Below are 22,250 nucleotides of genomic sequence, written 5' to 3'. Positions count from 1 at the left end.
GATTCAAGGCTGACCTGACCAGCCCGATTGCTTCGATCCGCCGAATGCCGTTTGACTACGATCAAAGTCGACGGCTTGCAGATCTGTTCACTTGCACCGGCGACGCAGTGTCTCGCTTGGCCGGTCCAGGTCTTCGCGGGAACGCCTGACTCGGTCGTAAATCGAACCGCCAGCTCGCTTTGGGAGCGGGCACTTCATCATATACGCTAGGAAGCAGAGGGGACGCATCCGCATGTTGACCACAGCCATTTTCCCGGGACGCTACGTTCAGGGCGCGCACGCGCTGGCCTCGCTGGGCGAGGAGGTCGAGCGTTTTGCAACGGCGGCGCTGGTCCTGATCGATGGTTTCGTGGATGGGCAGCTCCACGACAGCGTGGTCGCGGGGCTTGGGGCGCTGCCCCATCGTCTCGAGCGCTTCGGTGGAGAGTGCAGTCAGAACGAGATCGACCGGCTGGTCGCGCTCGCCAAGTCGGGCGAGGCCGGCGCGATCGTCGGGGTCGGTGGCGGCAAGACCATGGATACGGCCAAGGCCGTGGCGCATGAGCTCGGTTGCCCGGTGGTGATCGTGCCGACGCTCGCCTCGACCGATGCGCCCTGTTCGGCGCTTTCCGTCATCTACACGCCCGACGGGCAGTTTGAACGCTATCTGGTGCTTCCTCGCAATCCCGACGTTGTTCTGGTCGATACGGCGGTGATCGCCAAGGCGCCCGTGCGTTTCCTGGTTGCCGGTATCGGCGACGCTCTGGCCACGTGGTTCGAGGCGGAAAGCTGCCGCGTCCGGCGCGCCGGCAACATGACAGGCCGCCCCGGAACCATGACCGCCTATGCCCTCGCCCGGCTCTGCTACGATACACTGATGGAGTATGGGCGGCTGGCGAAGACGGCCGGGGAAGAGGGTGTGGTCACGCCGGCGTTCGAGCATGTGGTCGAGGCCAACACCCTGCTGTCCGGTTTGGGCTTTGAGTCCGGCGGGCTGGCGGCCTGCCACGCGATCCACAACGGTCTGACCATTTTGGAGGAAACCCACGCCTACTGGCATGGCGAGAAGGTGGCGATCGGTGTGGTGGCAGCACTCTTCCTGACTGATCAGTCAGCCGAGCGGGTTGAGGAGATCTACGACTTCTGCCTGGACGTCGGCTTGCCGGTTACCCTTGCCGAGATCGGACTCGAGGGGATTTCCGACGAACGTCTGATGCAAGTAGCCGAGGCGGCCTGCGCACCCGGCGAAACGATCCACCACGAGCCGCACGAGGTGAAGCCCGAAACGGTTTTCTGGGCGCTGAAGGCCGCCGACGCCGAGGGCCGCCGCCGCAAGGCCTTCTACGAGCTTCTGTAGGTAGCGTAGACGGCGGTTTCGAAATCGCTGTAGAGCTGCATGAAGCGGGGGTCCGCGAAGGGCAGGAACTGCGTCATCAGCACGGCCGCGAGGTCCTGGTGCGGATCGAACCAGTAATGGGTGTTGAGCACGCCGGCCCAGCCTTGCGATCCGGCCGACCGCTGGCCGGGCAAGTCTTCTTCCACGCGCATGAAGCCGAAGCTGTGTGTCTTTCGGGTGCCGGGGAAGATGTCGACGTCGGCCGAGACGGCAGGCGCGACGGTGACCATCTTCTCGAGAGACAGGTCGCCGATATGATTGGCCAGCATCCTTTCGACCCCGTGCCGGGACAGGATCGTCTGCCCGTCCAGCGTTCCGCCGTTCAAGAGCATGCGCAGAAAGCGCAGGTAGTCCGGCGCCGTCGCGTAGAGCGCGTGACCCATTCCATAGAACTCAGGGTTTGGCGGCGGCGCTATCTCGAAGGGCTCGAAGGAACCGTCCCCGCCACGGATGGTGCTATCCACCAAGCGATCTTGTTTGGTTTGGCCCGGCTCGAAGCCGGTACTCGTCATGGCCAGCGGCTCGAAGACTTCTTCCCGGCAGAAGCGGTCGATGGAGCGCCCGTCGACCGCTTCGACGACCTGCCCCAACCAGTCGATCCCGTTCCCGTAGGCCCAGCGTGTACCGGGATCGCTCATCAAGGGGTAGAACAAACCCTCTCGGCTGCCCGACAGAATGGAGGGGAGCCCCGTCGCTTCCATGTATCTCGGCATGTCCGCGTTCCAGATCTCGTACTCCAGGCCGCTGGTATGGGTTGCCAGATGCCGTACGGTGGCTGGGCGAACGGGATCGCGCAGAATCGCGGTATCCCCGTCGAAGCGATCGATGACCTTGAGACGGTCGAACTCCGGCAGAATCTCAGCGACCGGAGTGTCGAAGTCGAGCTTATCGCGGTCGATCAGAATCATTGCCGCCAGCGAACCGATCGCCTTGGTCATGGAGAAGATGCGAAAGACGCTGTCTTCCCGCGCCGGTTGGCCCTTGGCGGCATCGCCGGCACAACAGGACCATTCGATGCCTTCACTGTCGCCGACCATTGCCACGGCGAAGGGCAAGGTGTCCTTTGCCACTGCCTCGCTCAGAAGCGTTTCCAAAGCCGCCATTCCATCCTCCCCAATCCATTCCTTATCCAGCAGGCCGGCTCGACGGCACCGCTTGGTGGCATTCTCGTGGGCGTGCGGGGCCGGTGTCGATAGTCTTGGCGTTACCGGCATCGATATCTTGTCTAGTCGAAGCCTCCTTCGAACGACAAGAAGATGCCGCCTTTCAGGGAGATCGAAGGGTTCGCAATGCGGTTTGACTTGAATCGCCGCCGGCCGGACCCCTGTTCAACATTTGCGAGAACGAACTAGAGTGCCGCCGCAGGCTCTTGCGGTAACGCCGAAGCGGAGAAACCATGTCGAAACGTAATCCACCCAGTCGATCCGGTTCCGATGCAACCTGGCACGACCGGCCCGCCGTCGAGGCGATGGAGAGTCTTGAGGCGGTGGCGGATGGGTTAACCGACGCCGAGGCGGAGCGGCGACGCGGGCGCTACGGGCCGAACCGCTTGCCGGAGCCGAGGCGCCGGGGTCCGTTGATCCGCTTCCTGCGTCAGTTCCACAACCTCCTGATCTATGTGTTGCTCGCGGCCGGGGCTATCACCGCTTTGCTGGGGCATCTGGTCGATACCTTCGTCATCCTGGCAGTGGTCGTCGTGAACGCTGTGATCGGCTTCGTCCAGGAGGGCAAGGCGGAGCAGGCCCTCAAGGCGATCCGCGACATGCTGGCGCCGAAGGCGACGGTGCTGCGCGCGGGGCGCCGCAGGACCATTCCGGGTGAGGAGATCGTGCCCGGCGATCTGGTGATCCTGGAGGCTGGAGACCGGGTGCCAGCGGATCTGCGCTTGTTGGAGGTCCGCGGGCTGAGGGTTCAAGAGGCCGTTCTGACCGGAGAATCCTTGGCGGTGGAGAAGGCGACCGACGCCGTGGCACGGGACGTTCCGCTCGGCGACCGTCGCTCGCTGGCCTTCAGCGGGACGCTGGTGGCGGCCGGTCAGGGCCGCGGTCTTGCCGTCGCCACCGGCGCCGCTACGGAGATCGGGCGCATCAGCAGTCTGATCGCCGAGGTCCGTACCACGACGACTCCGCTGATCCGGCAAATGGCCATCTTCGCCAAGTGGCTGACCGGCTTTGTCCTTCTTTTCAGCGCGCTCATATTGGTCTTCGGACTGACCGTCGCGGACTATGGATTCAGCGAGCTCTTCATGGCCGTGGTCGGGCTGTCGGTTGCCGCGATTCCGGAAGGATTGCCTGCGATCCTCACGGTGACCTTGGCCATCGGCGTGCAGGGCATGGCGCGGCGCAATGCCATCGTGCGTCGCCTGCCGGCCATCGAAGCCTTGGGCTCGGTCTCGGTTATCTGCTCCGACAAAACCGGGACGTTGACCAAAAACGAGATGACGGTTGCTTCGGTCGCGACCGCCCAGCGCCTCTTCACGGTGTCCGGCAGTGGCTATGCGCCGCACGGCGGGTTTTCCGACTCCGGTCGCGACATCGCGGTCGCCGATTTCCCGCTGCTGACGGATCTTGCCAAAGGCGCGCTCCTGTGCAGCGAGGCCGAACTCCATGGCGAGGGCGATACCTGGACCGTGGTCGGAGATCCCATGGAGGGTGCGCTCCTGACCCTCGCCAGCAAGGCGGGGCTTGATCTGGACTTCGAGCGACGCGCCCGCCCCCAGACGGACTCTATCCCCTTCGATTCCCAGCATCGTTTCATGGCGAGCCTGCATCACGATCACGAGGGTAATGCCGCCATCTTCGTCAAGGGCGCGCCCGAGCGCCTGTTGCAGATGAGCCGCCATCAACGTCACGAAGACGGCACGGCGGAAGCGCTCAACCGCGGTTATTGGCACGAGCAGGCCGAGGCCATCGCGGCCCGAGGCCAGCGCGTGCTCGCCATCGCCAGCAAGGCCACGCATACGGAGCATGGAGAGCTGCTGTTCGCCGACGTGGAGGGCGACCTCACACTGCTGGGCCTGGTCGGCTTGATCGATCCGCCGCGGGAGGAGGCGATCGCCGCCGTGGCCGAATGTCGAGCTGCGGGTATCCGCGTCAAGATGATTACCGGCGATCATGCCGGTACCGCTGCCGCGGTGGCACGGCAGCTCGGCCTGCAGAATTCGTCCGAGGTGTTGGAAGGTGCGGAGATCGACGGTCTCGAGCCCGAAGAGCTGCGCCGGCGCGCTCGGGAAGTCGACGTCTTCGCGCGCACCAGCCCGGAGCACAAGCTGCGTCTCGTCGAGGCCTTGCAGGAAGGCGGCGCCGTGGTGGCCATGACCGGTGACGGTGTCAACGATGCGCCCGCCCTCAAGCGCGCGGATGTCGGCATCGCCATGGGCGGGAAGGGCACCGAGGCGGCGAAGGAGGCCGCCGAGATCGTGCTCGCGGACGACAACTTCGCGACCATCGCCGCCGCAGTGAAGGCGGGGCGAACGGTCTACGACAACCTGAAGAAAGCGATCGTTTTCCTGCTGCCGGTCAACGGCGGCGAGTCGCTCAGTCTCGTCGCGGCCATTCTGCTCGGACTTACCTTGCCGATCACACCAGTTCAGATTCTCTGGGTGAACATGGTCAGCTCGGTGCTGCTTGCCATGACGCTGGCCTTCGAGCCGTCGGAGCCGGGTGTGATGCGTAGGGCGCCGCGGCCGGCTAGCGAGCCGATCCTGTCGCGCTTTGTGCTGTGGCGCGTCGGCTTCGTGTCTCTGTTGTTCTCGGCCGGGATCTTCGGCAAGTTCACGCTCGCCCAGGCGCAAGGCGCCAGCGTCGAAGAGGCGCGTACCATCGCCGTCAATACCCTGGTGGTGATGGAGATCTTCTATCTCTTCTCCGTGCGCTACCTCGACGCTTCTTCCCTCAGTCTGCGCGGCTTTTTCGGCACCCGGTCCGTGCTGATCGCCATCGCGGCCGTGACGGCGCTGCAGTTTCTCTTCACCTATGCGCCTTTCATGGAAGCCTTCTTCGCAACCCGCCCCTTGAGCCTGCTGCAGGGTTTGCAGGTCTTCGTCGTGGGCGTCGCCGTCCTGCTTGTTCTGGAGCTGGAGAAGCGCGTCCGCGCGGCCCTGTTCGGCGGGCGAACCCAGAACCTGCCTGGCGGCCCGGACGGCAGCACCCTCTCGCCGAGGAACGCATCGTCGCAATCGTGAAGGTGTAGGGGCGCCGTTGGGATCGGCGTTCCGCTGCGAAGACTTCCGATCAATCTCGCTCATGGCGGTTTGCGTCGTCGTGCATTATGTTTGAGTACGGTCAATAAATTCGGTGGCTTGCCCAACGACCGGGGCTGTTCAAGCCGCATCAACAGCGGAAAGGGAGATGGTTGCAGATGGCGCAGAAAATGAAGGCGACGGTGTTCATCGAACCTGGGCGGATCGCCCTCGAGGACAAGCCGATTCCGGATGTCGGACCTAACGACGCCTTGATGCGCATCACCACGACGACGATCTGCGGTACCGACGTGCATATCCTCAAGGGCGAGTATCCGGTCGCCAAGGGCCTGACCGTCGGTCACGAACCGGTCGGCGTGATCGACAAGCTGGGTGCCAACGTGACCGGCTACACGGAAGGTCAGCGCGTGATTGCCGGCGCGATCTGCCCCAGCGGTCATTCCTACGCCTGTCTCGACGGCTTGCACTCCCAGGACGGGCAGGGGGGAAAGCATGGCCTGAAGCCGCTCGGCGGCTGGCGCTTCGGCAACACCATCGACGGTACTCAGGCGGATTATGTTTTGGTGCCGGATGCCATGGCGAACCTCTCGCCGGTGCCGGACGGCCTGACCGACGAACAGGTGCTGATGTGCCCCGACATCATGTCGACCGGCTTCGCCGGGGCTGAGAGCGGCAACATCCGGATCGGGGACACCGTCGCGGTCTTCGCGCAGGGCCCGATCGGCCTCTGCGCGACGGCCGGTGCGAAGCTGAAGGGCGCGACCACGATCATCGGCGTCGACTCGGTCCCCGAACGGCTGGAGATCGCCCGTAAGATGGGGGCCGACCATACGATCGACTTCACCAAGGTCGACCCGGTTGCCGAGATCACGCGGCTCACCGACGGTCGCGGCGTGGATGTGGCAATCGAAGCCCTGGGTCTGCAGGAGACCTTTGAGGCTTGTCTGCGTGTGCTCAAGCCGGGCGGCACGCTCTCCAGCCTGGGCGTCTATTCCGGCGATCTCACGCTTCCGCTCGATGGTTTTCTGGCCGGATTGGGCGACCATAAGATCGTCACCTCGCTTTGTCCGGGCGGTAAGGAGCGCATGCGTCGGCTGATGAACGTGATCGCCGGCGGGCGCGTCGATCTCGAACCGCTGGTAACGCATCGCTACAAGCTCGACGATATCGAAGCCGCCTACGATCTCTTCTCTAATCAGCGCGATGGCGTCCTTAAGGTTGCCATAACACCTTGAGGTTGGCGCTCGGCCTGGGCGTTTCGGTGCAGGCGTAAACTCCGTCTCCGTGTCCAACGATCTCGACGCCGTCGCGATGTAGGCCGATCTCGTCGCCGATCCGGGAACGGTCACCCTGCTACGGATCGGCACCGACGGCGCTGGCGAGACGACGCTGATCGAAGTTACGACCTACGAAGTCGGCGCTCTGCCCGACCTGCTGGCCTTCACGCCGGACGGCACGAAGCTGCTGGGCGCCAACGAGGGCGAAGCCGACGATGGCGTCGATCCGCGCGGTTCGATCAGCATCATCGATCTCTCGGTCGGTGCCGACGCCGGGGTCATCGACACGGTCGGCTTGGAGATCCTGGACGTCTTCGGCGCGGACGCTCTGCGCCATCTCGGCCTGCGTATTTTACCCGGCGAACAGCCGTCGCACGACCTGGAGCCCGAGTAGATCGCAATCTCACCCAACGGCGCCGTCGATGCTGGCGTGACCTTGCAGCTCCTGCTCGGTGCGCTGGCGAACGCCGGGGTCGACCCCTAGTGTTCGTGACCATTGCGCCGGAGGACAAGGCCGACGGCGGGCAGCCGGGTGCCAACATCCAGGTTGCTTAGATCGCCGACCTGGACGACTTTGATTGCATAATCCGCGAATAGCGGCGCAACGGTCCTGACGTCGAACTGATCGTGATTTAGCGGACCCGCTTCATGGTCCTGAAGGTTGTCGGGCCTCGATCTCGAAGTGATCGTCAGACTCCTCGGACCTCTATCATGATTTGAGCCTGTTTCTAGCTCGTGATTTCGGCGCTTCGGGATGGCCGGCCTCGTTCAACGATCGTGAAGTTTCTGTTTGCAAATGCGAATCAATTGCATTACGGAAACTTAGCCTTCACTCCTCATTTCACGCCCTCGGACTTGGGCTTTTCGAAAAATCTCGCCGCCTCGGCAGCCGCCGTTCTGGGCGCATCGTTCAAAGACCTGACGCGCTGGCACCTGCCGGCGACGGATCCGCGAGGTCAACCTGTCGCTGCGTGGGTAGGCACCGTCTTGCGAGCTGATCTCTAAAAACAACGGAAAACCAAGAAGATGTTGAGGTAAAGCAATGGGTATCGGTCGAATACACCACAAATTCGCCGTCGTCTTGACGGCCGCACTGCTCTCAGCGGCTGGTGGCAGCTCCGCGCAGGAAGTACCTTTCGAGGCCTCTGCCGGGCAGACCATGGCATTGGAGCCGATTGTCAATACGGCGACCCGAGCACCGCGCCCTGTCTCTGCAATTCCAGGCTCGGTCATCGTCATCGACCGGCAGCAGATCGAACAGCAACTTTCGATCTCGAAGGACCCAACCGATATCCTCTCCAAGCTCGTACCGGGTTTCTCGTCCAGCAACCAGACGGTTTCCGGTTCTGCGGAAAATTTCCGTGGGCGCGGCGTGCAGGTGCTCGTCGACGGGGTGTCGCGCAACACGCCTCTGCGCGATGTTTCTCGCATTATCTCGCTGATCGATCTCAACCAGATCGAAAGGATCGAGATCGTCAATGGCGCCAGCAGCATCTACGGCAACGGCGCTACCGGCGGGATCGTCAACTTCATCACCAAAGACTCGACGGACGGCGCTCCGACCGTGACCGCCAGCGTCGGCCTGCGCGCCTTTACGGCCGACGTCGAGGACTCGTTGGCGCCGGAGGCCTCCGTTGGAATCTCGGGAGACGCGGAACTCTTCGACTATTTCGCCGTTATCTCCGCCGAAGCGACAAATGAGACTTTCGATGGCAACGGCGATCGCTTGCCCGACGACCCGCTGCTCGGTCAAGGCGCCTTCGGGAACAGCGAGTCCTACAATGGGTTGATCAAGCTGGGACGGGACTTCGGCTCCCGACGACTGCAAGTCAGCGCAGAGGTGACGCGGTTCGATCAGGATCCGGATTTCTTCACCGACTATTCGACAGAGCCGGCGAGCGTCGACTTCTCCGCACCCTACACCGGCCGAAACATCTACGAAGACTCCAACTATCAAGCCGTCGAATTCACGGATGGCGATTTTCCCCTCGGTAGTCTCACGGTCCGGGCCTTCCGCAACGACATCGAAAAGCGCTTTGCCGACGCCCGGCTCTCCGCCGCCAATACCTTGGTCTACATCTCGCAGGAAGACGGGCAGACGACCTTCAATGCAGATCAACTCGGTATCCGAACGACCGTCGATACCAAACTCGACGAGATTTACGAAAGTCTGACCCTGACCTGGGGGTTCGACTACACCTACGATGAGACAACACAGGAATTCCAAGACGGTGTCGAGGCTATCGCACCCATGAGCCAGAACAGCTATGCGGGCTTTCTGCAGGCCGAGGTTTCGCCCCTGGACTGGCTGCTGGTCCGTGGCGGCGTTCGCTACGAACGCTTCGATCTCGAGATCGATGACTTCACGCGGCCCAGTTACCGTTTCCTGCAGGGCAACGGCGCGGTCTTCACGCTGGCCCCTGTCGACGTGGTCGGTGGCGATACGTCCTACGACGAACTCGTGTTCAACCTTGGTGCCGTCGTCTTTCTGACTGACGAAGTTGAGGTCTTCGGCGCTTTCTCGCAGGGTTACTCCCTGCCCGACGTCGGCGGTTTCACGCGTCGCGCCGGCCAGAACCTGCCTTTCGGCGGCACGGTCGATTTTTCCGATATCGCTCCGGAGGCTCAGCTGGTCGACAACTACGAGATCGGAGTCCGCGGAAACTGGAATCGTCTCCGCGGCAGTCTCTCGGGCTACCTCAGTCAGTCCGAACTGGGAACGAACTTCGATGTCTCGACGAACGAGGTGGTCCAGCAGGAGGAGCGTATCGTCGGCGTCGAAGCCGTTCTGGAAGGTGACGTGACCGATCGCTTGACACTCGGTGGCGTATTCTCCTGGAGCGAGGGAAAGCGGGACACCGACGACGACGGGCAACTGGACTCCTATCTGCCAAACAACCGTATCGGACCACCGCTTCGTTTGACCGGTTACGTCGACTACAAGACCGACTTCGATCTCGATCTTCGTCTGGAGGCTGTCTACTCCGGCGCGCGCGACCGGAACGATGGGGTTGAGCGGGTCGAGATCGAGAACACCATCACTTTCAATTTCGCCGCCGACTATCCTGTGTTCGGGGGCAATCTCGGCGTCGGTGTCGAGAATCTTCTGGATACGGACTACGAGAACCCTACGGCAAGCGCGTCGCGCAACCGCCCGGTCAACGGTTTCGGTCGAACCGTCGGACTCCGTTACAGCCGCGTGTTCTAGGGCGCCGGCGCTCTGGGTTGTGGCTTGCTTTCACGTGGCGATGCAATTTGGGTTTTGGTGGATGGCGGGCGCCTGATCCATCGGAACGACGCTTGCGGAGGCCGGCGCCCGGAATCCGAGGAGGATGCGAGGGCGGATGGTGTTGTCCTGGCGGCGTTAGATCCCTCGCGATCGCCCGGCCGGCGCGAGTTCCAAATCGGCGGAGCTGGATCACAGTATTTTGTTCGGAGTCGAGGCGATCGAGGTGATGCTGGGGACCCGTACAGCCTTGGCGCGGCGTTGCGCATTTATTCACATCCCCACGCGTTATATGTAACTTTTCTGTCATATATTCGTCATGGACGCGACGCATAACTCCGATCAACCTGTCACCGATGGGGCGTATCTGTCCTGTCGGGTGATGCGTATCGTATCCAGTCTGGAGGCATGGGTTTCCGCGGAACGACAGCAGCCTGCCGTTTGAAAGAACAGTCTATACAGGGAAGGGGGATATCACCGTGTCTCACAGCCATACTTCGCGTCGCTTGGTGACTCGTCGCAGCCTGCTCAAAGGCGCTGCAGCCGGTGCAGCCATCGTGGCAGCGCCCGCCATCATCAGCCCGCGCGCACTCGCTTCCTCGGGCGAGGTCGACGTCTATGCCTGGGGCGAGTACGTCTCCGAGGACATGATCGCGACCTTCAAGGAACGTACGGGTATCCAGATCAATCTCTCCGTCTACGGCACCAACAACGAGGTGCTGTCCAAGGTCCGTGCGGCCAAGGGCGAGGGTTTCGACCTGGTGTTCCCCTCCGTCACCACGCTGGTCTCCTGGTTCGATGCCAGCGAAGAAGACGGAGTCGATCTGCTCCAGCCGATCGACGAGAACCGCGTCATGGCCGATCAGGTGCAGCCGGCGATCTGGGACAAGTCTCTCGACCTCGGTGCCTCCCGCCGCGGTCAGCGGTTCGGCGTTCCCTTCAACTGGGGGACCGAGGCCGTCGCCTTCGACAGCAGCCAGCGCGACCTGAAGTACGGCGACGTGTCCTGGAGCACGATCTGGCAGGAAGATAACCGCGATCTCGTCACCGTGCGTCCGCGCTCCGGCCTGACCGCCATGGGCGTGATGATCGACGGAACCGGCGAGATGATGGACAAGGCCCACCAGGACGAGGAGACTGCCAAAAAGGTTCTCGATCAGGCCCTTGCCTTCGCAGTCGAGCATAAGCCCTGGATCCGAACCTTCTGGAAAGACGCCCAGGCGCTGACCGGTGCCTTCCTGTCCGACGGTTGCGTGATCGGCCAGAGCTGGGACGGGACGGCGGTCAATATGTGGAAGGAGACCGACGGCCGCATCAAGTACGTCGCGCCGACCGACGGTGCTCTGACCTGGCTCGACACCATGTGCATGCCCTCCGGCGCCGCCAACGTCGATCAGGCCTATGAACTGATCAACTGGCTGACGTCCGCCGAAGGCGGCGGCATGCATGCGTCGCACGCCGGCTACAACTCGGCCGCGATCGGGGCCGAGGCCGCGCTGGACGAGGCAGCGCAGGAGCGCTTCAAGTTCATGTATGGCCCCAACGGCGAGGCCATCTCGCAGCTCTATTGGTGGAAGCCGGAGCCCGGCTGGTTCCAGAAGCTGCGTGCGGAGTACATCACTCGCTACGAGACGGCCTGACAGGCTGCGAGCGATTCGGCGCGGCGGACTCTCCGCCGCGCCGGCTGCCGCCCGGATCCGGTGCGGTAATCTGGCGTGGTAACCGGACCCCTGTCGAGGGTCCGGACCTTCGCCGATCTGGGAGGCCTACTATGGGCATGGATGTCGAACTGGACCGCGTCACCATGCGGTTCGGTGACTTCACAGCTGTTCGCGACGCCGACCTGACCATTCGCAGCGGTGAGTTCTTCTCCTTCCTCGGCCCATCCGGCTGCGGGAAGACGACTATTTTGCGCATGGTCTCAGGCTTTATCGAGCCGAGCGAAGGCGTCGTGCGGATCGGCGGTCGGGATATGGCCGGCCTCGGGCCGAACAAGCGCCCGACCGCCCTGATCTTTCAGAATCTGGCGCTCTTTCCGCTGATGAAAGTCTGGGAGAACATAGCCTTCGGTCTGGAAGTACGTGGGATCGGCAAGTCTGAGCGGCGCAAGCGGGCCGAGCAACTGTTGGATCTGATCGCCTTGCCCGATCAAGCCGACAAGCTGGTGACGGAGCTGTCGGGCGGCCAGCGCCAGCGTGTTGCCATTGCCCGTGCCCTGGCCGTGGAGCCTGAGGTGCTGCTGCTGGACGAGCCGCTCTCCGCGCTCGATCTGAAGCTGCGCCAACACATGAGGGCGGAACTGCGCGCGATACAGAAGAAGACCGGCGTTACCTTCATCTACATCACGCACGATCAAGGCGAAGCCCTGACGATGTCGGATCGGGTCGGCGTGATGTCCCAGGGGGTGATCGAACAGGTCGGTACGCCAGACCAGATCTACAGCGCGCCGCACACGGCCTTTGTCGCCACCTTCGTCGGCGAGAACAATCGCTTCGCAGGCCGCGTGACCGACGTGTCGGACGGCTGCGCAGCGATCGAGACGCCTCGCGGTCTTTTGCGCGCCCGTAATCGGGAAAATCTGACGCCGGGCGAGATGGCGTCGGTTTTCGTGCGGCCCGAGCGCTGCCTGCTTCTCGACGAAGACCGGCCGGAGACGAATCTGCCTGACAACACCTTCGTCAGCGAGGTGGAGCGCATCGATCTGGAGGGCGCCTACGTCAACCTCTTTGTGCGCGGCGATCAGGGACGCAGTCTAATCGTCCACCTGACCAACGACCGCGATCTGTCGAGGCTCGCGCAGGGACAGCAGGTAACCATCGGCTTCTCCGCCGACGCAGCCGTCGCTCTGCCGAGCGAAAGCCCCGACAGCGCGGCGGCGGCCTAGATACAGCGGGGAGGGGGCAAGTCGATGCAGGCCGTTCAGGATTTCGTCCGCCGCTATGGCGGCGTCATGACCGCCTACATCTTCCTCGGGTGCGGCATCTGGATGGTCGGCATGATCGTCCTGCCGCAGCTTCTGATGCTGGAGAAGTCGCTGACCTACAGCGACCCGGCCGCCAGCGCGCGTGCGGCGCAGATCCAGGCGAATACGGACCGCCTCTTCGTAGAGATTACACGCGCCGAACGCGCCGTCGGCAGGCTGCGGACGCGGATCGAGGCCCTCGAGGCGGGCGAACCCGATCCCGAGGTTCAGCGCGGCGGCGCGACGCTGCTAAATCCCTTCGCCTCCGGCACTCGGCAGCAGGCGGCAGCGGCCACACCTGAGGCTCTGCGCGCGGAGATCGTCGACCTTGAGGTACAGATCGACGGCAATCGCCTTGTCATTGCCGAAAACGATAGGAGCCTGGAACAGGCGCGGCTGGCCGCTGCGCCGCAGTACGGTCTCGCCAATTACCGGGAACTGGTCGAAAACGATCTGAACCGCTCGATCTTCCTGAAGACGATCTGGGCCTCGGTGCTGGTGACCCTGATCTGTCTGATCGTCTGCTACCCGATCGCCTTCTATCTGGCGAAGGCTGCGCCCGGCGAACAGGCCGCCTTGCTGATGCTGGCGTTGATCGTGCCTTACTGGATCAATGAGATCCTGCGTACCTTCGCCTGGCTTATGCTGTTGTCCGATGGAGGCGTGATCAACGAACTGCTTCTGGCGCTGGGTGTGATCGGCGAGCCGATCCGATGGCGTCAGGGCAACGGCGCCGTGATCATCGGCATGACCTACGCCTACATCCTCTTCATGATCTTTCCGATCTACAATACCATCGACACGCTGGATAGGAACCAGATCGAGGCGGCGCGCGATCTGGGGGCGCCCTGGTGGCGCATTCACCTGCGCGTGGTGATCCCCCACGCCAAGCCTGGCATTGCCGTCGGTTGCATCATGACCTTCATGTTGGCGGCGGGCTCCTATGCCGTCCCTCTGATCCTCGGCGGCACGACTTCCAAGTGGTTCACCGAGGTGATCTACGACGCCTTCAACGAGGGCAACGACTGGGGCCTCGGCTCGGCCTATGCCTTCACGCTGCTGACCACCTGCATCGTTTTCATTCTCGTCATGATGCGTCTGTTCAAGGTCAGCCTGCAGGACATCGCGAAGTAGGTGGAAACGGAACCGGCGGGAGCAGGGACGATGGCGCGATCCAGGAAGCCGAGCTTTCGGGCCGAGGACATGACCCGTTGGGCCGTCAAGGGTTACCTGGTGATCTTCTTCGGCTACATGTTCCTGCCGCTGATCTTCATGTTCGTGGCGGCTTTCAACGAACCGGGCATCCCGCGGGCCATTCCCTTCGAGGGACTGACCTTCCACTGGTTCGAGCGGCTCTTCGACAACGCCCAGATCTGGGCTGCCGTGGTGAACTCCCTCATCATCGGTGCCGGCGTCGTCGCCCTGTCGATCACGCTGGGACTGTCCGGGGCTCTGCTGCTGACTCGCCTTAAGACGCGCGGCCGGACGTTCCTGTACGGCGTTCTGGTCTCGCCGCTGCTGACCCCGGGCATCATCCTCGGCATCTCGACCCTGGTGTTCTGGAACAATCTCGGCGTTCCTGGCGGGCTTCTTTTGGCGATTCTGGCGCAGGCGACCTTCATCTCGGCTTACTGCATGCTGCTCTTCATGGCACGGCTCCAGCGCTTCGATCATGCGCTGGAGGAGGCCGCGCTCGATCTCGGTGCCTCCCATCGTCAGGTCTTTTGGAAGATCACTCTGCCGTTCCTGCGTCCGACGATCTTCACGGCGGCGGTGCTTGCCTTCCTGCAGTCCTTCGAGAACTTCAACACGACGGTCTTCGCAATCGGGGGTGAGACCACGCTGACCATTCAGCTCGCCTCCATGGCGCGCCTCAGCCTGACGCCGGAGGTCAACGCCTTGGCGGTGATCTTCATTGTCCTTACGGTGGTCGCCGCCATTGCCCTGGAGATGAAGCGCCGGGCGGAGCGGGCGGAGGAGGAACGGAGGATCGAGGCGGCCAAGCGCGCGGACGCCGAGATGACCTCGGGCCTGGACCGAGGTCGCGACGGGTCGCCGGCGCTCCAGCCTCAGGGCCAACCTCAGCCTCAGCCGGCGCAGTAGGCCCGGGGCAGTCCTATGAAAGTGACCTTCCGCTGTCCGCCCGAGCTGCAGCCGATCCTGCCGCAGCCGCTGCCATCCCGCCGCGCGCTGCCCGATTGGCTGCGAGCCATGCCCAGCGAAGCCTTCTCCGACGATCTCGGGTTTTCGCTGCGCACGGTGAAGCAGTGCCCGCCCTTCGTGGATGCCATGTCCGCCGGCTTCGTGATGCCGCTGGCCTGCGATCTGCAGGTCGAGTCGGGTCGCTTTGCCTGGGACTGGCCGGTTCCGCCTCCGGGTGCCACCGGCCCCTACACGCGCGCGCCCATTTCCTGCCATTTCCCGGAGCAGGCCACCGGTTCGCCGCTGCACGATCCCGAGGCGCTGGTCGTCAAGTTCAACTCCTTCTGGACCATCGCCTTGCCGGCCGGCTGGTCGCTGCTGTGCCTGCATCCGGTCAACCGGGCCGACCTGCCTTTCACCACTCTGACCGGTTTGGTCGATTGCGACGGCTTCTCCGATTCCTTCGTGCACTTTCCGGCCGTTTGGCGCGATCCAGATTTCACCGGTGTTCTGCCGAAGGGGACCCCGGTGGCGCAGTGCTTACCTGTGCCGCGCCAGCCTCTGGACCTGGACTGTGCCGCCCTCGACGAGGCCGCGGCCGCGGCCTTCGCGCAGGTGCAAGGCGCCTTGGCCGCAGAGCCGGGCGTCTACCGCAAACACTACCGCGCTCAGACCGATACAGCCGAACCGCTAGCCGAGGAGCCAGGCGCGTAGCGCGGCGGGACGCAGCGGCAGCTCTCCCTTGGCGGCGGAGACCAGCCGTTTGACCGCTGCGGCATAGAGGCTCGGATCGAGAGCGAGGGCGGCGCGATAGGCGGTTTGAGCCGCCGTCGATTCGCCGGCTTCCTGCCGGCAGTGGGCCAGCTCCAACAGCGCCTCGGGCCGCTGTCCGGCTTGCTCGAGATGCAGCGCAGCCTGTTTCCACCGCCCCAGCGTCTTGGCGGCGAGTCCTGCGGTCAGGCGGATATCTTCGCCGTCGCTCGTCTCCAAGGCATGTTCGGCTGCGGTCAGCGCCTCATCGGACCGGCCGGCATCGAGCAAGGCACCGGCCAGGGCCGACTTGGCTTTACCGTGACCGGGCTCCAGGTTGCTGGCTCGCGCCAGGGCCTCAGCCGCCTCAGTGGGCCGCTCCAACCGGCGCAAGAGGATGCCGAGGTTATAGAGCGCCTGTGCGAAGTCGGGGCGCAGAGCGCAAGCTCGGGTCAAACTCGCGACGGCTGCGTCGGGCTCCCCGGCCGCCTCTTCGGCGATACCCAGGTTGGTGAGCAATGCGGCATCGTCGGGTCGCAATTTGGCTGCCCGGCGCAGGCGGCGCTGCGCTTCCCCGGTCGCACCGCGCTGGAGCGCTATCACGCCGGCCAGGGCTAACGCTTCGGCGTCTTTCGGCTTGCGCTGCAGATGCCGGCTCAAGATCGCCTCTGCGCCCGGTAGGTCGCCGGCGGCTAAAGCCATCTGGGCACGGGCGAGGGCGGTCTTCGCCTTTGTCTGGGGGCGAGGGAGCATGTGCGGCAGTCAAGCCGAAGCCGTGCCGCAGGTCAAAGGCTGGCGGTGAAGCCCTGTCGGACCCCTCAAATCGCTGTCCCCTCGAAGGGGTTCAAGCCGTCGCGCGCCTCGACCTCGACAACCCAGAGGTCGGGGTCCCGGTCGATGGTACGGGCGATATAGGCATCGGCTTCTGGCTCCGCGATCGGGCCGTCGCCCTTGGCGAGCATCCAGCCGAGCCGGCCGTCGAGATCGCGCTGTTGGACAAGGACCTTGGCGGTGCCGTCGAGCAAGGCGAGCTTCACCAGTACCAGGCCGCTCATGCGTTCGCCCTTGCGGAGCACATAGGCAGGCTGGCCACCGTCGTTGCAGCGGCGCACCTGGGCCATGACCCAGAGATGGGTCGGGATCCGCGTGTCGTCCTCCTGCTGCATCGCACTCTCCCCGATCACTGCGCCCTGATCACAACGCGCCGAACAGCAGTCCGACGATGGCGACGGCGGCGATCACGCCCGCGATGTCGGCGGAGATGCCGGCGGCGAGGGCATGGCGGATGCGCCGGATCTGCACCGCACCAAAGTAAACGGCCAGCACATAGAAAGTCGTCTCGGTCGAGCCCTGCAGAGTGGAGACCAGGAACCCGACGTAGGTATCGGGTCCCGTCGCCGGGTCCTGCATGATCGACGTCATGACCCCATAGGCGCCGGAGCCGGACAGGGGACGCAGGAGCGCCATGGGCACCGCTTCGGCCGGCAGGCCAAGAGGGTCGGTCACGGACCCGATGGCGACGACCAGTGCCTCCAGAGCACCGCTTGCCCGGAACATGGCGACCGCCACCAGAATCGCGACCAGATAGGGAATGATCTTGAGCGCGACCTGAAAACCGTCCTTGGCACCCTCGACGAAGCACTCGTACACCCGGACCCCCTTGGCCATGCCGAAGCCGAGTAGGCCGACCATCAGCGCCGGCACGATCCAGGGCGAGATCTCACGGCCATAGAGAACCGTGAGTGGCACCAGCGTGGCGACGCCGAGCAGGACCAGCAGAGAGACCCGGAGCGGATAGGCTTCGTCCGATCCTGCCGGCGCATCGGGTATATCGCCCGGGATTTCCGATCTCTCCGCGGCGGCCGCGCCGCTTGCCTGCTCGGCCGCTTCGACCTCGGGGTCCGGCGACGGTGTTGCAAAGAAGCGCTGCAGAGACTTGGCGACAACGATGGCAACGATGGTCGAGCAGAGGGTGGCGACCAGGGTGGTGGGTACGATGGCGGCTGGCTCGGTCGAACCCAGTGAAGCGCGCAGGGCGATCACACCGGTCGGCAGCAGCGTGACCGAGGAGGTATTGATCGCGAGAAACAGCGCCATGGCGTTGGTCGCCGTGCCCTTGTGCGGGTTGAGCTTGTCCAGCTCCTGCATCGCGCGAATGCCGAAGGGTGTGGCCGCATTGCCCAGACCCAGCACATTGGCCGAGATGTTGAGGATCATGGCGCCCATGGCCGGGTGGTTCGGCGGCACATCGGGAAACAGACGAGTCATCAGCGGCCGCACGGTCTTGGCGATGATCACGAGCAGGCCGCCTTGCTCGGCCACCTTCATCAGGCCGAGGAACAGCGCCATGACACCGACCAGTCCGATCGCCAGTTCGACCGAGGCGCGGGCGGCGGCGATCATCTCGTCGGTGAGAAGCGCCATGGGCGCCACTTCATCCAGCCCGCCGGCGTTCCAGAGAAGCTGCCGCACTGCCGCGACGGCAAAGGCGATTGCGACCAGGGCGAAAAAGACGAGATTCATGGTGGAGAAAAGCCTCGAACACTCAGTCCTTGCGGCGGCGACTCGGACGACAGCGAGTTTTCATGCTGACGGCCATGTCAGCCGTGTCAAAGCGCTTTTACTGGCATCGGCGAAGTCGCTATTGTCCGCCGCATGACCTTCTTGCCTCGCCTTGCCGGGTTGCCGATCCTCTTCGCGCTCCTGCTTCTCGCCGGCTGCGCTGAATATCCCTATCCGATCGCGTCGCCCAAGGCGCTGGTCGAGGAGATCAACGAGCTCTACCTCGCTCAGAAATTGCAGGAAGGGCCGCAGTCCGACCTTGTGCGCCCGGGCGTCATCTCGCTCTGCTACGGCCCGGCGTTGAACAACGAGGCCGAGCTCTACGACTCGGCGCTGCGAAGCTGCAACGGCGATTATCAGCGGCTGATCTACTATGGACGTGACACCCTTGGCGCCCCCTGTGCCTTGGCCCAGCCCTATCGCCACACTTTCATCTGCTACGACCTGCAGCGGCGTACACTCATCCCGCCGATCCCCGGTCAGGGCTTGACCATTCGGCGCTGACGGCCGGGTCGCTTTCGGCGTCGATGCGTGCGTTTCTCTCCTCCATGAAGGCGATAGTGTCGAGGCGGCCGAGCGCCCAGACCGCCATGGCGCGGACCAGCGGAGAGGGATCGTCGAGCAGAGGACGCAAAGTGGCGACCAGCTCGGCTGCATTGGAATTGCCGATAGCGATCAAGACGTTACGCAGGAATCGGTCACGCCCGATCCGCTTGATCGGGCTGCCGGAGAAGACGTGACGGAAGCCGGTATCGTCGAGTGCGGCGAGGTCGGCCAAGCGGGGAGCCGTCAGTTCGGCGCGCGGCAGGAAGTCCGGCTCGGCGCTGCGCTGCGCGAACTTGTTCCAGGGACAGACCGCCAGACAGTCGTCGCAGCCGTAGATTCGGTTGCCAAGGGCGACGCGCAACGCGCGATCGATATGGCCCTTGTGCTCAATGGTCAGATAGGAGATGCAGCGCCGGGCGTCGAGCCGATAGGGCGCGGGAAAGGCCGCCGTTGGGCAGGCGTCCAGACAGGCGTTGCAGGAGCCGCAGTGGTCTAGTTCCGGGGTATCGGGCGCTAGCTCCAGATCGGTAAAGATGCTGCCCAGGAACAACCAGTTGCCGAGTTCACGCGACAGCAGGTTGGTGTGTTTGCCCTGCCAGCCCAGTCCTGCGGCCTGGGCCAGAGGTTTTTCCATGACGGGCGCGGTGTCGACGAAGACCTTGACCTGGCAGCCTTCGCGCTCGACCAGCCCGCGTGCCAGACGTTTCAGCCGCTTTTTCAGGGTATCGTGATAGTCGCGATTGCGAGCGTAGACGGAGACATTGCCACGTTTGGGTTGGCGCAGCAGATCCAGGGGATCTTCTGCCGGACCGTAGTTCATCGCCAGAACGATCACCGAGCGCGCGTGCGGCCAGAGCGACCGCGGATCGGCACGGCGCTCCGCCGTTTCCGCCATCCAGCCCATGTCGCCGTGCCAGCCCTGGGAGAGGAAGTCGGTCAGGCCCTGCTTGGCGGCTTGCGAGGTGGCGGCTGGCGCGAAACCGACGGCGTCGAAGCCGATCGCCAGGGCCTGCTCGCGGATCGCGGCTCTCGTGTCACGCGCGGCATCGCCTAAAGGGGCGGGATGTCGCCCTTGGCCTGTTCGGCCTGGAACCACGCTCTGTACTCCTCCAGACAGTCGGCTTCGATGGCGGCTCGCAGCTCGGCCATCAGGGTCTGATAGTGGGTGAGATTGTGCAGCGTCATGAGGATCGGCCCAAGCATCTCTTCCGTGCGGAAGAGATGATGCAGGTACCCGCGCGAGAAGCCGCCGGCACAGGCCGGGCAGGCGCAAGTCTCGTCAAGTGGCCGTGGGTCTTCGCGATGACGGGCGTTTTTCATGACCACCTTGCCGCGCCGGACGAAGGCAAGGCCCGTGCGTCCGCAGCGGGTCGGCAGCACGCAGTCGAACATGTCGACGCCCCGCCAAACCGCTTCGACGATGTCCTGGGGCTTGCCCACCCCCATCAGGTACCGCGGACGGTCCTCGGGCAGCTGCGGCACCGTCGTTTCCAGGATTTGCAGCATCTCCTGATGCGGTTCGCCGACGGCCAAGCCGCCCACGGCATAGCCGTCGAAGCCGATATCGATCAAGGCTCGGGCCGAGCGCTCGCGCAGGTCGGGATAAACGCTGCCCTGGACAATCCCGAACAGGCCGTAGCCTTCGCGTTGGCGGAAGGCATCACGGCAGCGGGCCGCCCAGCGCATGGACAGCTCCATGGAGCTTGCCGCCTCCGCCTGCGTTGCCGGCCAAGCCGTACACTCGTCCAGCACCATCGTGATCGTGGAATCGAGCAGGTCCTGGATCTCGACAGCCCGCTCGGGCGTCAGGCGGTGTTCGGTCCCGTCGACGTGAGACTTGAAGGTAACCCCCGACTCTTCCAGTTTGCGCAGCTTCGCCAGGGACATGACCTGAAACCCGCCCGAGTCGGTCAGGATCGGCCCCGGCCATTGCATGAAGCGATGCAGGCCACCCAGCTTATCGACCACCTCGGCGGTCGGGCGCAGCATCAGATGGTAGGTGTTGGCCAGCACCATTTGCGCGCCCAGCGCCTTGACCTGTTCCGGTTGAACGCCCTTGACCGTGGCTGCCGTGCCGACCGGCATGAAGGCCGGGGTGTCCAGCGGTCCATGCGCGGTGGTCAGCCTTCCGCGCCGCGCCGCGCCCCCGCGGGCTGTCACCTCGAAACCGACGCTCATGCCCGGTCCAGCAGCGAAGAATCGCCATAGGAGTAGAAGCGATAGCCTGCGGCGACGGCATGGGCATAGGCCGCCGTCATCCGCTCTTTGCCGGCGAAGGCGCAAACCAGCATGAAGAGGGTCGACCTCGGCAGGTGGAAGTTGGTCATCAGCCTGTCGACCAGCTTGAAGCGATAACCAGGCAGGATGAACAGGTCGGTTTCACCCGTAAAAGGCGCGACCTGGCCATCCTCGCCGGCGACATGCTCCAGCAGTCGCAGGCTGGTCGTGCCGACGGAGACGATCTTCTTGCCATCGGCTTTCGTGGCATTGATGGCTGCGGCGGCCTCGGGCGAGATTTCGCCGACCTCGGTATGCATACGATGGTCCGCGACTCGTTCGGTCTTCACCGGCAGAAAGGTCCCGGCGCCGACGTGCAAGGTCAGGGTCGCACGCTTGACACCGCGGGCCTCCAACCCTGCCAGAAGCTCAGGTGTGAAGTGCAGCCCGGCGGTCGGGGCTGCCACGGCGCCTTCCCGGGCCGCGTAGATCGTCTGGTAGTCGCTGCGGTCCTGCGCATCCGCGCCGCCCGTGCGCTTGATGTAGGGCGGCAGAGGCATGGTCCCCTGAGCATGCAGCGCCGCCAGCAGATCCATGCCGGCGCGATCGAAGGTCAGGCGTGCCTCTCCGCCCTGACCCTTCTCGACAACCTTGGCTGCGAAGCCGTCTTCGAAGTCGATCCGGTCGCCGGGTTGCAGCTTCTTGGCGGGCTTGGCGAAAGCGTACCAGCTGTCCGGCTCGGCCTGCTTGTGCAGGGTAATCTCGACCTTGCCTGCACCTTTCCGGCCAACCAATCGTGCCGGGATCACGCGCGTATCGTTGAAGACCAGCAGATCTCCGGGCGACAGAAGGTTCGGCAACTCTTTGACGCCACGGTCGGTCAGAGCAGAGTCAACCTGCAGCAGTCTGGCGGCATCGCGCGGTGCGACGGGCCGCTGGGCGATCAGCTTAGTCGGCAGGTGAAAATCGAAGTCGTTCAGGTTCATGGCGCG

At 64.1% G+C, this 22,250-nt stretch carries 18 protein-coding genes; 11 read left to right on the top strand and 7 right to left on the bottom strand.

The window, feature by feature from the left end; all coding sequences use genetic code 11:
- Positions 1-232 precede the first annotated feature (232 nt).
- A complete protein-coding gene (locus tag DBZ32_RS07610; RefSeq protein WP_119166545.1) occupies positions 233-1,336 on the top strand; it encodes a glycerol dehydrogenase in 1,104 nt (367 codons plus the stop codon).
- Here the strand turns inward: DBZ32_RS07610 and DBZ32_RS07605 are convergent.
- Complete coding sequence (locus DBZ32_RS07605; RefSeq protein ID WP_162906626.1) at positions 1,321-2,478, bottom strand: serine hydrolase domain-containing protein; 1,158 nt, start codon at positions 2,476-2,478, stop codon at positions 1,321-1,323. The genes DBZ32_RS07610 and DBZ32_RS07605 overlap by 16 nt on opposite strands.
- A 293-nt stretch (positions 2,479-2,771) precedes the next feature.
- Here DBZ32_RS07605 and DBZ32_RS07600 point away from each other — a divergent pair, with 293 nt between their 5' ends.
- The 9 genes from DBZ32_RS07600 (at position 2,772) to DBZ32_RS07560 (ending at position 15,897) form a co-directional block, all read left to right on the top strand.
- Entirely contained in the window at positions 2,772-5,558 is a 2,787-nt protein-coding gene (locus DBZ32_RS07600) for a cation-transporting P-type ATPase (protein WP_119166543.1), read from the top strand.
- Positions 5,559-5,734: 176 nt separating this feature from the next.
- Entirely contained in the window at positions 5,735-6,811 is a 1,077-nt protein-coding gene (locus DBZ32_RS07595) for an NAD(P)-dependent alcohol dehydrogenase (RefSeq protein WP_119166542.1), read from the top strand.
- Between the two features lie 115 nt (positions 6,812-6,926).
- A complete protein-coding gene (locus tag DBZ32_RS22810; protein WP_407923490.1) occupies positions 6,927-7,247 on the top strand; it encodes a choice-of-anchor I domain-containing protein in 321 nt (106 codons plus the stop codon).
- A 648-nt stretch (positions 7,248-7,895) separates the two neighbouring features.
- A complete protein-coding gene (locus DBZ32_RS07585; RefSeq protein WP_119166540.1) occupies positions 7,896-10,061 on the top strand; it encodes a TonB-dependent receptor in 2,166 nt (721 codons plus the stop codon).
- 497 nt (positions 10,062-10,558) lie between these two features.
- Positions 10,559-11,719 (top strand): extracellular solute-binding protein, encoded by a 1,161-nt coding sequence (locus DBZ32_RS07580; RefSeq protein ID WP_162906625.1) that lies wholly within the window; start codon positions 10,559-10,561, stop codon positions 11,717-11,719.
- A gap of 131 nt (positions 11,720-11,850) precedes the next feature.
- The gene (locus tag DBZ32_RS07575; protein WP_119166538.1) at positions 11,851-12,963 is read left to right on the top strand and encodes an ABC transporter ATP-binding protein; all 1,113 of its coding nucleotides are present in this window, start codon (positions 11,851-11,853) and stop codon (positions 12,961-12,963) included.
- Positions 12,964-12,987: 24 nt separating this feature from the next.
- Positions 12,988-14,175 carry an ABC transporter permease gene (locus tag DBZ32_RS07570; protein ID WP_235830096.1) on the top strand — a complete coding sequence of 396 codons (1,188 nt, stop codon included), beginning with the start codon at positions 12,988-12,990 and terminating at the stop codon, positions 14,173-14,175.
- Between the two features lie 30 nt (positions 14,176-14,205).
- The gene (locus tag DBZ32_RS07565; protein WP_235830095.1) at positions 14,206-15,144 is read left to right on the top strand and encodes an ABC transporter permease; all 939 of its coding nucleotides are present in this window, start codon (positions 14,206-14,208) and stop codon (positions 15,142-15,144) included.
- Positions 15,145-15,159: 15 nt separating this feature from the next.
- Complete coding sequence (locus DBZ32_RS07560) at positions 15,160-15,897, top strand: hypothetical protein (protein ID WP_119166537.1); 738 nt, start codon at positions 15,160-15,162, stop codon at positions 15,895-15,897.
- Here the strand turns inward: DBZ32_RS07560 and DBZ32_RS07555 are convergent.
- The 3 genes from DBZ32_RS07555 to DBZ32_RS07545 all read right to left on the bottom strand — a co-directional run bounded on the left by DBZ32_RS07555 (position 15,874) and on the right by DBZ32_RS07545 (position 18,456).
- Entirely contained in the window at positions 15,874-16,686 is an 813-nt protein-coding gene (locus DBZ32_RS07555) for a tetratricopeptide repeat protein (RefSeq protein WP_119166536.1), read from the bottom strand. The genes DBZ32_RS07560 and DBZ32_RS07555 overlap by 24 nt on opposite strands.
- 65 nt (positions 16,687-16,751) lie before the next feature.
- A complete protein-coding gene (locus tag DBZ32_RS07550) occupies positions 16,752-17,099 on the bottom strand; it encodes a DUF1491 family protein (protein ID WP_119166535.1) in 348 nt (115 codons plus the stop codon).
- 28 nt (positions 17,100-17,127) lie between these two features.
- Positions 17,128-18,456: a nucleoside recognition domain-containing protein gene (locus DBZ32_RS07545; RefSeq protein ID WP_119166534.1), complete on the bottom strand. Its 1,329-nt coding sequence runs from the start codon at positions 18,454-18,456 to the stop codon at positions 17,128-17,130.
- Between the two features lie 132 nt (positions 18,457-18,588).
- Here DBZ32_RS07545 and DBZ32_RS07540 point away from each other — a divergent pair, with 132 nt between their 5' ends.
- Complete coding sequence (locus tag DBZ32_RS07540) at positions 18,589-18,999, top strand: hypothetical protein (protein ID WP_119166533.1); 411 nt, start codon at positions 18,589-18,591, stop codon at positions 18,997-18,999.
- On the opposite strand, the gene queG is transcribed toward DBZ32_RS07540, so the two are convergent.
- The 3 genes from queG to queA are packed head-to-tail and all read right to left on the bottom strand — an operon-like array spanning position 18,956 to position 22,244.
- Positions 18,956-20,137 carry a tRNA epoxyqueuosine(34) reductase QueG gene (gene queG, locus DBZ32_RS07535; protein WP_119166532.1) on the bottom strand — a complete coding sequence of 394 codons (1,182 nt, stop codon included), beginning with the start codon at positions 20,135-20,137 and terminating at the stop codon, positions 18,956-18,958. The two genes, DBZ32_RS07540 and queG, sit on opposite strands and share 44 nt — an antisense overlap.
- Complete coding sequence (tgt, locus tag DBZ32_RS07530) at positions 20,092-21,219, bottom strand: tRNA guanosine(34) transglycosylase Tgt (protein WP_119166531.1); 1,128 nt, start codon at positions 21,217-21,219, stop codon at positions 20,092-20,094. Before tgt ends, queG begins: the two co-directional genes overlap by 46 nt.
- The gene (queA, locus tag DBZ32_RS07525; RefSeq protein WP_119166530.1) at positions 21,216-22,244 is read right to left on the bottom strand and encodes a tRNA preQ1(34) S-adenosylmethionine ribosyltransferase-isomerase QueA; all 1,029 of its coding nucleotides are present in this window, start codon (positions 22,242-22,244) and stop codon (positions 21,216-21,218) included. Before queA ends, tgt begins: the two co-directional genes overlap by 4 nt.
- Between the last annotated feature and the right edge of the window lie 6 nt (positions 22,245-22,250).

The sequence above is a fragment of the Algihabitans albus genome (assembly GCF_003572205.1).
Classification (GTDB): domain Bacteria; phylum Pseudomonadota; class Alphaproteobacteria; order Kiloniellales; family DSM-21159; genus Algihabitans; species Algihabitans albus.
This window is presented reverse-complemented; position numbering and strand designations above follow the sequence as displayed.

Coding starts and splice junctions, on each gene's coding strand:
- DBZ32_RS07610 (WP_119166545.1), top strand. CDS start 233: ATGTTGACCACAGCCATTTTCCCGGGACGCTACGTTCAGGGCGCGCAC.
- DBZ32_RS07555 (WP_119166536.1), bottom strand. CDS start 16,686: ATGCTCCCTCGCCCCCAGACAAAGGCGAAGACCGCCCTCGCCCGTGCC.
- DBZ32_RS07540 (WP_119166533.1), top strand. CDS start 18,589: ATGACCTTCTTGCCTCGCCTTGCCGGGTTGCCGATCCTCTTCGCGCTC.
- DBZ32_RS07560 (WP_119166537.1), top strand. CDS start 15,160: ATGAAAGTGACCTTCCGCTGTCCGCCCGAGCTGCAGCCGATCCTGCCG.
- tgt (WP_119166531.1), bottom strand. CDS start 21,219: ATGAGCGTCGGTTTCGAGGTGACAGCCCGCGGGGGCGCGGCGCGGCGC.
- DBZ32_RS07570 (WP_235830096.1), top strand. CDS start 12,988: ATGCAGGCCGTTCAGGATTTCGTCCGCCGCTATGGCGGCGTCATGACC.
- DBZ32_RS07565 (WP_235830095.1), top strand. CDS start 14,206: ATGGCGCGATCCAGGAAGCCGAGCTTTCGGGCCGAGGACATGACCCGT.
- DBZ32_RS07605 (WP_162906626.1), bottom strand. CDS start 2,478: ATGGCGGCTTTGGAAACGCTTCTGAGCGAGGCAGTGGCAAAGGACACC.
- DBZ32_RS07550 (WP_119166535.1), bottom strand. CDS start 17,099: ATGCAGCAGGAGGACGACACGCGGATCCCGACCCATCTCTGGGTCATG.
- DBZ32_RS07600 (WP_119166543.1), top strand. CDS start 2,772: ATGTCGAAACGTAATCCACCCAGTCGATCCGGTTCCGATGCAACCTGG.
- DBZ32_RS07595 (WP_119166542.1), top strand. CDS start 5,735: ATGGCGCAGAAAATGAAGGCGACGGTGTTCATCGAACCTGGGCGGATC.
- DBZ32_RS07585 (WP_119166540.1), top strand. CDS start 7,896: ATGGGTATCGGTCGAATACACCACAAATTCGCCGTCGTCTTGACGGCC.
- DBZ32_RS07545 (WP_119166534.1), bottom strand. CDS start 18,456: ATGAATCTCGTCTTTTTCGCCCTGGTCGCAATCGCCTTTGCCGTCGCG.
- queA (WP_119166530.1), bottom strand. CDS start 22,244: ATGAACCTGAACGACTTCGATTTTCACCTGCCGACTAAGCTGATCGCC.
- DBZ32_RS07575 (WP_119166538.1), top strand. CDS start 11,851: ATGGGCATGGATGTCGAACTGGACCGCGTCACCATGCGGTTCGGTGAC.